General features: G+C 73.4%; 12 protein-coding genes. 9 read left to right on the forward strand and 3 right to left on the reverse strand.

The features are described 5' to 3' along the window. Positions 1 to 148 precede the first annotated feature (148 nt). A complete protein-coding gene (locus BT341_RS20420) occupies positions 149 to 553 on the forward strand; it encodes a DUF3040 domain-containing protein (RefSeq protein WP_072477816.1) in 405 nt (134 codons plus the stop codon). Positions 554 to 708: 155 nt separating this feature from the next. Here the strand turns inward: BT341_RS20420 and BT341_RS20425 are convergent, their stop codons facing one another. From BT341_RS20425 to BT341_RS20435, 3 genes are all read right to left on the reverse strand, one after another. Continuing rightward, entirely contained in the window at positions 709 to 3,207 is a 2,499-nt protein-coding gene (locus BT341_RS20425; RefSeq protein ID WP_072477817.1) for a transglutaminase TgpA family protein, read from the reverse strand. Between the two features lie 163 nt (positions 3,208 to 3,370). Beyond that, positions 3,371 to 4,645, reverse strand: a complete 1,275-nt coding sequence (locus BT341_RS20430; protein ID WP_072477818.1) for a DUF58 domain-containing protein — start codon at positions 4,643 to 4,645, stop codon at positions 3,371 to 3,373. Between the two features lie 29 nt (positions 4,646 to 4,674). Beyond that, on the reverse strand, positions 4,675 to 5,742 hold the full coding sequence (locus BT341_RS20435; RefSeq protein WP_177328865.1) for an AAA family ATPase: 1,068 nt from the start codon (positions 5,740 to 5,742) through the stop codon (positions 4,675 to 4,677). Positions 5,743 to 6,038: 296 nt separating this feature from the next. On the opposite strand from BT341_RS20435, the gene BT341_RS20440 reads away from it, so the two are divergent. The 8 genes from BT341_RS20440 to BT341_RS20475 all read left to right on the forward strand — a co-directional run bounded on the left by BT341_RS20440 (position 6,039) and on the right by BT341_RS20475 (position 12,808). Further along, positions 6,039 to 6,365, forward strand: a complete 327-nt coding sequence (locus tag BT341_RS20440) for a hypothetical protein (protein ID WP_072477820.1) — start codon at positions 6,039 to 6,041, stop codon at positions 6,363 to 6,365. Then, a complete protein-coding gene (locus tag BT341_RS20445) occupies positions 6,358 to 6,906 on the forward strand; it encodes a DUF3558 domain-containing protein (RefSeq protein ID WP_245805041.1) in 549 nt (182 codons plus the stop codon). Before BT341_RS20440 ends, BT341_RS20445 begins: the two co-directional genes overlap by 8 nt. A gap of 15 nt (positions 6,907 to 6,921) precedes the next feature. Then, the gene (locus tag BT341_RS20450) at positions 6,922 to 7,479 is read left to right on the forward strand and encodes a PPE domain-containing protein (RefSeq protein ID WP_072477821.1); all 558 of its coding nucleotides are present in this window, start codon (positions 6,922 to 6,924) and stop codon (positions 7,477 to 7,479) included. Then, positions 7,476 to 8,201, forward strand: coding sequence for an ESX secretion-associated protein EspG (locus tag BT341_RS20455; protein WP_072477822.1), 726 nt, complete (start codon positions 7,476 to 7,478; stop codon positions 8,199 to 8,201). The genes BT341_RS20450 and BT341_RS20455 overlap by 4 nt, the downstream gene beginning before the upstream one ends. 356 nt (positions 8,202 to 8,557) lie before the next feature. After that, complete coding sequence (mraZ, locus tag BT341_RS20460; protein WP_072482074.1) at positions 8,558 to 8,989, forward strand: division/cell wall cluster transcriptional repressor MraZ; 432 nt, start codon at positions 8,558 to 8,560, stop codon at positions 8,987 to 8,989. Positions 8,990 to 9,204: 215 nt separating this feature from the next. Next, positions 9,205 to 10,158 carry a 16S rRNA (cytosine(1402)-N(4))-methyltransferase RsmH gene (gene rsmH / locus BT341_RS20465; RefSeq protein ID WP_072477823.1) on the forward strand — a complete coding sequence of 318 codons (954 nt, stop codon included), beginning with the start codon at positions 9,205 to 9,207 and terminating at the stop codon, positions 10,156 to 10,158. Continuing rightward, the gene (gene ftsL / locus BT341_RS20470; protein ID WP_072477824.1) at positions 10,155 to 10,886 is read left to right on the forward strand and encodes a cell division protein FtsL; all 732 of its coding nucleotides are present in this window, start codon (positions 10,155 to 10,157) and stop codon (positions 10,884 to 10,886) included. Before rsmH ends, ftsL begins: the two co-directional genes overlap by 4 nt. Continuing rightward, a complete protein-coding gene (locus BT341_RS20475) occupies positions 10,886 to 12,808 on the forward strand; it encodes a peptidoglycan D,D-transpeptidase FtsI family protein (protein ID WP_072477825.1) in 1,923 nt (640 codons plus the stop codon). Before ftsL ends, BT341_RS20475 begins: the two co-directional genes overlap by 1 nt. The last annotated feature ends 58 nt before the right edge of the window (positions 12,809 to 12,866 follow it).

The raw sequence follows: 12,866 nt of genomic DNA on the forward strand, positions 1-12,866 counted from the left end.
CAATTCGATCCCTTCTGGATGCGGGATCGGGTAGTCGAGCGGGCGCGGGCCTCGTATCCTGGACAGTGCCACCCCGCCTGGGGTTGGCTGTTGGGTCCAGGACGTTGCGCGGCCCGGCGCCCGCGACAGCTGTGCCGGAGGAGGAAAGATGCCACTCTCCGAGCATGAGCAGCGGCTGCTCGATCAAATCGAGCGCGAGCTCTATGCCGAGGACCCCAAGTTCGCATCCACGGTGCGCGGCACCCGGTTGCGTCGCCCCGCTCGCCGACGGCGTATCCAGGGCATCGCCCTGTTCGTAGTGGGCGTGGCCCTGCTGGTGCTGGGCGTGGTGGTGCCGCAGTTCCGGGTGGCCGACATCCCGCTGATCAGCGTGCTCGGGTTCCTCGTGATGTTCTTCGGGGTCATGATGGCTGTCACATCGATTCGGCACGGCGCCGACGGGGACGGCAAGGGCGGTGGACCGGGATCTCGCGGAGGCAGGCAGTCAGGCCGCCGGAGTTCGTTCACCCAGCGGATGGAAGAGCGCTTCCGCCAGCGCTTCGAGGAGCAATAGCGCCGCAAGACCACGAGATCCGCGTCCCGCAGCCCGCTGGGACGCGGATCTTCTTGTGTGCTCACCCCCCGCCCGGCGGCCCCGGCTCGAGGTCGGTGACAGTGGGTGACCCCCACTCGGGGGAACCCGCAAAGAGCGCCCCGCGTGCCGGCCGGTCAGTCGCGGGTACGGAACAGCGACTTCGGGAACAACCGGCCCTTCCACGACAGCGGTGCGTTCCGGTGCAGGCTCCGCCGGAGGTGCTCGAACGCCGAGGGCAGCGTCGGGTCCGGTTCGCCGTCCTGGCCGTACCAGGACCGCTCCACCACGCCGATCACCGTGCGGAGGCCGTCGCGGCCTTCATCGTCCAAGTGGTGCTTCGCCGCCAGCTTCTGGGCCGCCACCCGGATCGTGTCGCTCGGCGGGATCGGCAGCCCCCGGTCGGCGCACTCGGCCCGCAGTTCGGACCACGCCGCGTCCGCCGCGCCCGGCCGCTGCGCCACGATCTCCTGCAGCCGGCGTCGCCTGCCGACGTCCCGTGCCGCCGCCGGGCCGAGCAATGCCGCCAGCAGCAGCACCACGATCAGGCTGAACCACCAGGCCACCAGCCAGGTCAGCACGCCGAGCACCGCCACCCACAACGCGACGGCGATCAACGGCAGCCAGTTCTTGAGCAGCGCCGGCAACCCGGCCGACGCCGGTTCGCGGTCCGGCCGCCGGCGGCGGCCGCCCACGACCACCAGCACCGTCGCCAGCGCCGCGAGCGCGACCAGCAGCACCACCAGCACCCACACCCAGCCCGGCGTGCCGTCGTCGGCCGCCTGCGGGCTCTGCGGCTGCGGGGTCTGCCCGGTGTCGCGGGGCACGCCCGTCGGCGCGGCACTCGACTGGACCGTGCTCGGCGCCACCTGCGTGTCGTCGGGCTGGTCGCCGTTCTGCGGGCCGGTCTGCAGGTACGACGGGGTGATGCCGCGGCCGTCCGACAGCGGCGTCGGGTCGAACGTCACCCACCCCTTGGCGCCGAAGTACGCCTCGACCCACGCGTGCGCGTCCTGGGTGGTGATCGACAGGTGGTCGTTGACCGGCACACCCGGCGTGAACCCGATGGCCACCCGCGACGGGATGCCCGCCACCCGCAGCATCACGGCCATCGCCGAGGCGAACTGCTCGCAGAAGCCGCGCTTGCCGTTGAGGATGAAGTCGGCGAGCGCGTCCGCGTCGTTCGCCGGCGCGGTCTTCGTGTCGTAGACGAACCCGTTCTGCGCCGTGAAGTACCGCCAGATCGCCGACGCGCGGTCGAAGTCGTTGGACTCGCCGGCGATCAGCTGCTGCGTCTTCGCGCGGACGCGGTCGTCGACGCGGTCGAGCTGCGTGTAGCGCGGCGGCAGGTCGTCCACCCGCGGCGTCACGCGCAGCTCCTGCGCGGTCGGCTCCTTCAGTGACGCGTATTCCGTGTACGCCGGCGGAGCCTCGCTGCGGGTGGTGAACACCGTGCCGCTGATCTGGTCGTAGAGGTAGCCGTTGGCCGCGCCGTCGATCACCCGCGGCGCGCCGTACACCGGCAGCCAGTTGTCGCGCCAGCTCGTCGGCTCGACGTCGATCCGCCGGGCGGCGCCGGTGCCGTCGTCGCCCGGCGCGGGCGGCAGCTGCGGCCCGACCGGGATCCCCTGCTGCGAACGGCCTTCGTCGTGCAGGCCCCAGCCCTTGTTCGGGTAGTAGGTGTCCAGTGTCATCGCGCGCAGCAGCCGCCGGTCGGTGCCGAGGCCGCGGACCTTGAACAGCTCGCGGTTGGCGCCCTGGTCCAGCATGCCGCGCAGCTCGGTGAACGGCTGGATGCCGAATCCGCCGGCGCCGGTGCCGGGGCCGTCACCGCCGTTGCCGAACGGGATCCGCCCGACGGTGCCGACCCACGTGATCGCCCCGCCGAACAGGCCGAGCACGATCGCCGCGGCGACGACCGCGACCGGCGCGGACAGCACGCCCGGCTTGCCGCTGCGTCCCGGCGCCTCCCGTGTCTGCCAGCGGCGGTGCCGGTGGTTGCCGTCGACGGCGAGCAGGCCCGCGAAGGCGGCCCCGCCGAGCAGGAACGTCCACCAGGGCAGCATTTCCTCGCTCAGCGCCGCCGGCACGGCGTAGACGCAGAGCAGCACGAGCCCGGTCGCGGCCGGCGCCGCGGCGGCGACGGTCAGCGTGTCGATCAGGATGGCGACGAGGCCGATCAGGATCGTCACCAGGCAGAGGATCGGCTGGGTGCCTTCGACCGGCGGCAGGCCGACCCGGATCTGCTCGGCGGCGGCCGAAAGCGTGGTCCCGATCTCGCCGAACGCCTCCGGACCGGGGATGACCTGCAGGATCCCGTGCGTGGTGAACGCGCCGGTGACCAGGAAGAGCAGCACGAGCAGCTGGCCGAGCCCGACGAGCACGGTCGGCACCTGCAGCGAGCGCAGCGCGAGCCCGGTGGCGGCGATCAGCAGCACGGCGACCAAGAGGTAGCCGAACCAGGCGAGCCCGGACACGACGCTCGTGACGGAGGTCGCGGCGCAGAGAGTGGCGATCCCGGCGGCGGCGGGGGCGAGCAGGCTGCCGCGCCAGGCGGAGAGCGGATGCTGGCCGGCGGGCTGCCGGGGCCGGTGCGCGGAGGCCCCGGACGGCCGGGGCGGAGCGGCGGTGCTCATCGTGGATCACCGATCGTCGAGGTGCCGGCCGGGCGCATGGCGGACTGCGATGCGGAGTGGCGGCGAAGGTGGGAGTCGGTCGCGGTGACGGCGGAGCGCAGGTGCCGGGCGGAGGCAGTTGTCACGGGCCGGCGGCCGGTGGGCGAGGTGCGGTGCGGGGTGTTCATCGCGGACCGCCGATCAACGTGCCGCGGCGGGCGCCGCTGCGGCACAGCTCTGCCCACACCTGGGGCATCGGGGAACCCGGGCCCGCGACCACCACTCCCCACCCCGCCGCGCGCAGCAGTGCCGCCGAGTCCTCCGTCGCCGCCGCTCGTTGTTCCGCGGCGCTCACGCCCGCCGACCAGGTCGGCGTGTCCAGCAGGACCGCCAGGCTGCGGATGCCGCGCGGGCGGAACTGGGCCAGCTCGTGGACCGCCTCGGTGCTGACCGTGCCCAGCACCGCGATCAGCTCCTGGCCCTCCGCGGGGTCGCCGGCCAGCGTGATGTCGCGCTGGTGGGCCGGCTGCAACGCCGCCAGCGCGTCCAGCAGCACGTTGTCGTAGTGGTCGCCGCCCTCGCCCGGGGCGTCGGCGAGCGTCGCGCCGTGTTCGGTCACCAGCCGGACGCGGTGGCCGGACCGGCGCAGGTGCAGTGCGGCCGACGCCGCGAACGACACCGCCCACTCCAGGCTGGCCGCCGGCCCGCTGCCGTGGTGGGCGGCCGCGCGGTGGTCGAGCAGCACCGTCGTGCCGCCGCGCCACGGCCGTTCCTCCACGCGCACCATGATCTCGTCGCGGCGGGCGGTCGAGCGCCAGTGCACCTTCCGCAGGTCGTCGCCCTGGCGGTACTGGCGGACGATGACGTCCGGCTCGCCCTGCCCGGCGTGCAGCCGGACCGTGCCGTCGTCGCCGACGCCGATGCCCGCGCCGCTCGGCAGGCCCCACAGCGGCACCACCCGCGGCACGACGACCAGCCGCGAGTGCCCGATCAGCTCGCGCTCGAACTCGCACAGCCCGAACGGGTCGGTGATGGTCGCGCGCAGCGGCCCGACCTGCTGGATCCCGCGCAGCACCGGCTGCAGCGGGTAGCGCAGGGCGACGCGCCGGTCGTGCGGAAGCCGTTCGACGACGAACCTGGGCCGCGAGCCCAGCGCGTAGGGCACGCCGTCCTCGAGCAGGATCTCGCCGGCCGGCAGCCGGCCGCTGCGCCACAGCTCCAGCTGCACCTCGCCGGCGCCGCCGACCGCGACGCGCTGCGGGTGCAGCTCGCGGGCCGCGCCGATGCGCAGCCGGGTCGCCGAGATGAACACCGCCACCAGCAGCGGCAGCGCCACCACGAAGACGGCGACCCGCAGCAGATCGCGTTCGTTGAGCACGAACGAGCACACCGCGGCCGCGAGCCCCGCGGCCAGCAGGCAGCGGCCGCGGGTGGTCAGGCCGGACAGGGCACGCAGCATGCCGTTCTTCTCCCCTTCGCCGGTGAGGACTAGGGCCGGGAGCCCTGCGGCACCGGCACCCGGTGCAGCACCGCGCGCACGACGTCGGTCGCCGACCGGCGCGCCGCGTGGGCCTCGGTGGTCAGCACCAGGCGGTGCGCCAGCACCGGGACCGCGACCGTGTGCAGGTCGTCCGGCACGACGTAGTCGCGGCCCGACAACGCCGCCTGGGCCCGCGCCGCGCGGACGAGGTGCAGCGTCGCGCGCGGGGACGCGCCGAGCCGGATCTCCGGGACACCGCGGGTGGCCGCGACGAGGTCGACGGCGTACCGGCGGACCTCGGGCGCGATGTGCACGTGGCGGACCGTCTCGATCAGCCGGTGCACGGCCGGGCCGTCGGACACCGGCTGCAGCTCTTCGAGCGGGTTGTGCCCGGCGTGCTCGTCGACCATGGCCAGCTCGGCCTGCTGGTCCGGGTAGCCGATGGACACGCGCGCGGTGAACCGGTCGCGCTGGGCCTCCGGCAGTGCGTAGGTGCCTTCCATCTCGATCGGGTTCTGCGTGGCGATCACCATGAACGGCGCGTCGAGGCGGTAGGTCGAGGTGTCGACGGTGACCTGGTGCTCTTCCATGCACTCCAGCAGCGCCGACTGCGTCTTCGGCGAGGCGCGGTTGATCTCGTCGCCCACCACGATGTTCGCGAACACCGGGCCGGGGCGGAAGTCGAACTCGCCGGACTGGCGGTTGTAGATCGAGACGCCGGTGACGTCGCTGGGCAGCAGGTCGGGGGTGAACTGGATGCGGCTGACCGTGCAGTCGATCGACCGGGCCAGCGCCTTGGCCAGCGACGTCTTCCCGACGCCGGGCACGTCCTCGACCAGCAGGTGGCCTTCGGCGAGCAGCGTGACCAGCGCGATCCGGATGACGTCGGGCTTGCCGACCAGCACCCGCTCCACGTTCGCGGCGATCCGCCGCGCGGTCTCGTGCAGTTCGTCCAGCGACACTCTGCCGGGGCGGCCGTGGACCCGGCCGTTGCCCGAGGGCTCCGCCGGATAAGGCGGCCGCCCGGATGCCTGCTCGCCCGATCCGGGCGCGGCAGACTGGATTCTCGACGTCACTCGACCTCCTGGTGGCGCATGGCCGCGCGCACTGTGCGCACCGCCGGGCCGGATCGGCCCCCATCGCTGCTGTCCGCGCGCAGCGACCAGCCTTCCATCCAGTGTGTCAAACCCGGGCGAACCTGGGGGCGGAACCCCGCGACCACGCCCCGCACGACGGACGATGACACTGCGCAAACAGGGACGATACCCCGAACGGGTGGGTTGTCACCCGGTTCTGGGTGCTCCCGCTGACGCCCTGCGCTGTCGTATGCTGCGGTTCGAGGTCGCCCGGCTACGGAGAGGCGTTACCGCTTATGACCGAAGTGCGCGGATTCGCGGTCGCGCCCGAGCTGGCCACGGAGGCGTACGCGAAGCTCGGCGCGCTGCAGGATGTCGTCGGCGAGATGGTCCGCGAAGCCAAGGTGCTGGGCCGCACCGTGCCGCTGGGCGGCGGGTACGCGGGCGAGCTGGGCAAGTTCATGGCCGAGTACGGCATCGGCGGCCCGGGCTCGGCGGTCCAGCAGCTGACCGCGTTCGGCAAGGAGCTCGAGACGCTCAAGCACCGGATCGGCGAGGCGCTGGCCAAGTACCAGCACGCCGACGAGCAGGCGGCCGACGGCGTGGACTGCGCGGGTGGCTGACGGCGTGCGGGCGAAGTACCTCGGAACGCTCGCCGTCCTGCTCCTGGCGGCCGGGTGCGGGCGGCAACCGGCGGCCCCGGCGGGGCACGCCTCGGCGCACGCCACCGCCACGGCCGCGACCCCGCCCGTCGCCGCCTGGACCGGCCTCGCCGCGCTCGACCCCTGCACGCTGCTGTCCCCGCAGGACCGCTCGGCCGCCGGGGTGAGCGTGCTCGGCAAGCCCAAGGACATCGCCGGCGTCCGCGCCTGCGACTGGACCGTGCCCGGCACCTTCGGCGTCACCGTGACCCTCGACGAGACGCGGGGCCTGGCCGACCTGCAGGTCGCCAAGAAGACGGCCACCAAAACCACGGTCGGCACCCACCCGGCCCTGCAGGTGGCGGACCGGAAGGCCGCCGACGGCACCTGCGCCGTGCTGCTCGGGGTGGGCGAGGCGGCCAGCGTCCAGATCGACGTCAGCAACACCGGCTTCTCGGACACCCCGCTCGCGTGCCGCCGCGCGGGCACGGTGGCCGGGCTGGTCGAGCCCAAGCTGCCCTGACCCGGAAGGTGCGCCGTGCCCGAACCCCCAGTGCCCACCGCGCGGTACGAGGCCTACAGCCACGAGGCGATGGCCGCGCAGGTCGAGCGGGACAACGACCCGGTCGCCGCGGGCGAGATGGGTGCGCGCTGGGACGGCCTGGCGAAACGGCTGCAGGAGTCGACCGCCGACGTGGCCGCGCTGGTGGCGTCTTCGGAGGAGCACTGGCGTGGCGGCGCGGGTGACGCCGCGCGGGCGGCGCTGGGCCGGGCCGCGCAGTGGCTTTCGCACTCCGCGGCCGTGTCGGCGTCGGTCGGCCGGGCGGTCGGCGCGCAGGCGGACGCGGCCGCGCGGGCCCGCGCCGACATGCCGCCGCCGGTGACCTACGACCCGGCGTCGATGATCCGGGACGCCGCGTCCTCCGGGAACGTGCTCGTCCTGGCCGGGCTCGCCGACGAGATGGCCGCTCGCCGCGCGGAAGCGGAAGCCGCGCGGCAGAAGGCGATCGACGTGCTGCGGACCCGGGACGCGGCCCTGCGCGGCCACGTGCCCGCCGAGTCGTTCCCGGCCCCGCCGTCGCTGGGGTCGGCTTGATCCGCGTCTCCGCTTCGGCGTTCGACATCCTGTGGACCGACCTCGGCCACGACCGCCCGCCGGAGCCGCTGACCGTGCGCAGTGTCGGCGGAACGGACGAAGAACGCGCCGAGGTGCGGAAAGCGGTGTACGAGAACCTCGCCGAGCGCGGCCTCTACGACGGGACGGCGGTGGAGCCGGCGCTGGTTTCGCGCCTGGACCTGCTGGCGAGCGGCGAAGTGTACGTCGCGTGCGAAGCGCTGGCCGACATGACGGCGTCGACGCCGTTCCGCGCGGTGACGGCGGTCCGCGGCCGCCGCGGCGTGCTGGCGACCCAGCCGGAGCAGACGATCGGCCTGGACACGATCGGCGAGAGCGAGCTGTGCATGGCGATCGTGGACGTCCTGCCGGAGCTGGCGGCCGGCCCCGGCTACGGCGTCAACCTGCCGGCCGCGGCGCTCACGGCCGATCCGGCTTCGCCGTCGGCGTCGGCCCAGCTGCAGGAGGTCCGCGCGATCCAGGCACGGCCGGTGTACGCGGCGGGCCAGTTCAGCGTCAGCCGCCGGACACCGTCGGGACGGCTCGCACGGACCGGCGGGCTGACGTGGTTCGACACCGACGTCGGCGCGTACTGCGCGACGAAGACCCCGGGCCGCGGCGGTCAGGACTGGGTGACCGTCACCCCGGTGGACAGCGCCCACCTCGCGTCCCGCATCGCCTCCCTCGTCGCCCCGGAGGACTGAGCCGGGGCATCACGCGGGCGTCCCCACCCGGCCCCACCCGTCTCCCCACCGGTCCCCACTCGGGCACCCCGGGGGGCCCGGTCAGGGGTTTCGCGGCCGTGATGCGGACGCATGGGGAACAGCTGAGGTTGCTCCGGCCCCCGGTGCGGGGGATCTTGGCCACGGTGCCCCACCGCACCCCCCACCGGCCCCCACCCTGCTGACCTGCGCAAACGAGCCACTCGACGGAGTGAGCCGCCGGTTTCCCGCGTTGACTGTGGTGAAAAGTGGGGTACGGTGGTGGCCAGTGGGGCGGAAGGGAGCCCCGTGGCCGTCCGAGGTGGTTCGCCGCCGGAGGCGGTAGGGAGGTGGAGGCCGTGTTCCTCGGCACCCACACCCCGAAACTGGACGACAAGGGGCGGCTCGCGCTGCCCGCGAAGTTCCGTGACGCCTTGGCGGGTGGGCTGATGGTCACCAAGGGGCAGGACCACTGCCTCTTCGTCTTCCCCCGCGCCGAGTTCGAGCAGATGGCGCGCAAGGTCGCCGAGGCCCCGTTCACCAACGAGGCGGTTCGGGCCTACCAGCGCTACCTGTTCGCGGGCACGGACGAGCAACGCCCGGACGGGCAGGGGCGCATCACGATCGCGCCCGAGCTCCGCCGCTACGCGGGGCTCAGCAAGGAGTGCGTGGTGATCGGGGCGATCACCAGGCTGGAGATCTGGGACGCCCAGGCGTGGCAGGGCTACCTGGAGGAACACGAAGACAGCTACGCGAAGGCTCGAGAGGAAGTACTGCCGGGCGTCTTCTAGGCGTGCGGTCGCGGTGCACCCACGTCGTCGGGGGACGGGGGTTCGCCACCGCTCGCACCCGGGGAACGCCCACCCGGATGCCGTGAGGCCTCTGTCCGCTCAACAGCCCTGGTGCACCTTCCCCGGTACCAGGTCCGCAGCGGGCGGACAGGGACCTGACGGCATCCGCCGTCTTTCCCCCGGGCCGCCCGGCGCGAGAAAGGGGGAGGGAACGCATGACGGCACCCGAGCACGTCCCGGTACTGCTGGACCGGATCGTCGAGCTGTTCACTCCCGTGTTCGCCGACCGCGACGGCGTCCTCGTCGACGCCACCGTCGGCCTCGGCGGGCATTCCGACGCCCTCCTCGAGGCGTTCCCGCGGCTGCGTCTGGTCGCGCTGGACCGCGACCCCGCCGCGCTCGAGAAGTCGGCCGAACGGCTCGCCCGCCACGGCGACCGCGTCGACTTCGTGCACACGGTCTACGACGGGCTGCCCGAGGCCCTCGCCGGGCTCGGCATCGCCAAGGCCGACGGCATCCTGTTCGACCTCGGCGTCTCGTCGATGCAGCTGGACCGCGCCGAGCGCGGGTTCGCCTACGCCAAGGACTCGCCGCTGGACATGCGGATGGACCCCACCACCGGGTTCACCGCCGCCGACGTGCTCAACACCTACCCGCCCGGCGAACTGGTCCGCATCCTGCGGGACTACGGCGAGGAACGGTTCGCGCAGCGGATCGTCAAGGCGATCGTGGCCGCGCGCGAGAAAGAGCCCTTCACCCGCAGCGGGCGCCTGGTCGAGCTGCTCTACGACGCGGTGCCGGCCGCCACCCGGCGCACCGGCGGCCACCCGGCCAAGCGCACGTTCCAGGCGCTGCGGATCGAGGTCAACGGCGAGCTGGAGGTGCTCCGCCGGGCGATGCCCGCCGCGCTGGGCGCGCTCGCGATGCACGGCCGGATCGTCGTCGAGTCCTACCAGTCACTGGAAGACCGCCTGGTCAAGCAGGCGCTGGCCGAGCTCGCCAAGTCCCGCACCCCGGAGGGGCTTCCGGTCGAGCTGCCCGGCCACGGGCCGGAGCTGAAGCTGCTGACCCGGGGCGCCGAAAAGGCCGGCGAAGAGGAGATCGAACGGAACCCGCGCGCCGCTTCGGTGCGGCTGCGGGCCGCAGAGAGGATCGGAGAGCCGCGATGACCGCTCCCACGAAGTCCCGCCGCCGGACGGCGCCGGCCACGCGGGGCCGCAGCGAGGCCGCCCGCACCGCGACCCCCGCCGAGCCGGACCCGCAGACCCTCCAGCCGGGCAAGGCCGCGCCGCGCCGGTCTTCGCGTGGCCGCACGACCGCGGCCGAGCGGGCCTACGCGCGCCGCGCCCAGCGCGCCGACCTGCTGAAGGAGCGTGAACCGCGCCCGCAGCCCAAGGCGGAGCCGGGAGAGCCGAAGCCGAAGCTCAAGCTGCGGCTGCCGAAGTCGCGGGCGTCCTTCGTGCTGATGATGATGGCGCTGCTGGCCGCCGGCGTGGCGACCACGCTGTGGCTGACCACGCAGGCCATCGCCGACTCCTACCGGCTGGAGCAGCTGCGCACGACCAACGCGAGCCTGGCCGAGCAGAAGGAACAGCTGCAGCGTGACGTCGCGAAGGCCGAGTCGCCCGCGTCGCTGGCCCCCGCGGCCCAGCAGCTGGGCATGGTGCCGGGCGGCGACCCGGCGCGCATCGTCGTCGGCCCGGACGGCAAGACCTCGCTCGTCGGCGAGCCCAAGAAGGCCAAGGCCGACACCCCGCCGGCGGCGGCCGCCGCGCCGCCGGTCGCCCCGGCCGAGGGCACCCAGTCGCAGCAGGGCGCCCCGGTCGAGGGCGACCAGCCCGCCGTGCCCGCCGACGAGCAGCAGCCGCCCGCCCAGCAGCCGGGGACGGGCCAGTGATGGCTTCGAACCGCGGACAGGTCCGCTCGCGCGGCGCCGGGAGCGCGCGGCGGACCTACGCGGCCGGGACCCGCAGCGCGGCCGCGCGCCGCGGCAACGGCGGCAACCGCACCCGGTTCTCCGCCGTGCGCCTGCTGCTGGTCGCCGTGCTGCTCGTCGCGGGCGCGAAACTGGTGCAGGTGCAGTGGTTCGAGGCCGGGGCGCTGTCGGCCGCGGCCGAGCGGCAGCGCACCCAGACCATCGACATCCCCGCCCAGCGCGGGTCCATTGTGGACCGCAACGGCGCGAAGCTGGCGTTCAGCGTCGAGGTCCGCACGCTCTCGGTGAACCTCAAGGCGCTGCACCGGAGCATGGACGACTTCGCCGCGAAGAACCCGGGCACCGCGAAGACGTTCGACAGCGAGACGGCCGCCGCCGCGAAGTACATCGCCGGCAAGCTGCCGGACGTGATCAGCGAGCAGCAGCTGCTGGACCTGTTCCACAAGCAGGCGTCCTTCACCTACCTGGTGAACAACGTCGAACCGTCGGTCGCCGCCGACATCGTCAAGCACTTCGCGTGGATCGGCGTCGAGAAGCGCGCGCTGCGCGAGTACCCGGGCGGCAGCCTGGCCGCGAACATCGTCGGCGCCGCGAACTGGCGCTCCGACGACCCGGACGTCTCCAAGCACAACCTGCACGGCCTGGTCGGGCTGGAGCTGCTGCGCGACAACGACCTGGCGGGCACGCCGGGCCGGATGCTGGTCAACACGAAGAACGGCAGCGACAACGTCGTCATCCCGGGCACCGAGCGCGACCTGCAGGCCGCCGTGCCCGGCTCGGACCTCGAGCTGACCATCGACTCCGACCTGCAGTACGAGGTCCAGCGCCAGCTGTCGGACTACGTACAGCAGTCCCACGCCAAGGGCGGCCAGGCGGTGGTCCTGGACGCCAAGACCGGCGAGGTCTACGCGCTGGCCAACGACAAGACGTTCGACCCCAACGACCAGAGCACCTGGACCACCGAGGACCTCAACAACCCGGCGGTCACCACGCCGTTCGAACCCGGCTCGGTGAACAAGGTCGTCACCGCGACCGGGGCGATCGACTTCGGCATCGCGACGCCGGAGTCGACGCTGCAGGTGCCCGGCTCGCTGCAGGTCGCCGACAAGACCGTGCACGACGCCTGGACCCACGGCACCCAGACGTTCACCACGACCGGCGTCTTCGCCAAGTCGTCCAACATCGGCACGCTGCTGCTGGCGCAGAAGATCGGCGAGGAGCGCTACGCCGACCTGCTCAAGAAGTTCGGTCTCGGCCAGCGCACCGGCGTCGGGCTGCCCGGCGAGAGCGCCGGGGTCGTGCCCGCGCGCAGCCAGTGGTCGGCGACGACGTTCGGCAACCTGCCGATCGGCCAGGGCCTGTCGATGACCGTGCTGCAGATGGCCGGGATGTACCAGGCGATCGCGAACGACGGCCTGCGCGTCGAACCCCGGATCGTCAAGGCGAAGGTGAACCCGGACGGCACCACGGTCCCCGAGCCGGCGCCGAAGAGCGTCCAGGTGGTCAGCCCGCAGACGGCGAAGACGGTGCGCGACATGATGCGCGCGGTCGCCCAGAAGGGGAAGGGCCAGCAGAGCGGCACGGCGCCCACCGCGGCCGTCGAGGGCTACCAGATCTCCGGCAAGACCGGCACCGGCCAGCAGGTCGACCCGCGGACGAAGGCCTACAGCGACCACCTGTACAACATCACCTTCGCCGGCATCCTGCCCGCCGACCACCCGCGGTTCGTGGTGGGGATCCGGCTCGACGCGCCCGACACGACGCTGCCGGTGGGCCACTCCGCGGGCCCGCTGTTCCACAGCATCGCTTCGTACCTGACGCAGCGGTACCAGATTCCGCTGTCGGACGGCCCCTCGCCGCAGGTTCCGCTCGTCATCCAATAGGCACGATGCGTCAAGGCCCCCTCACTCCGGTGAGGGGCCTTCGACATGCGCAGCGTCC

It is taken from the genome of Amycolatopsis australiensis (genome assembly GCF_900119165.1).
Lineage (GTDB): Bacteria > Actinomycetota > Actinomycetes > Mycobacteriales > Pseudonocardiaceae > Amycolatopsis > Amycolatopsis australiensis.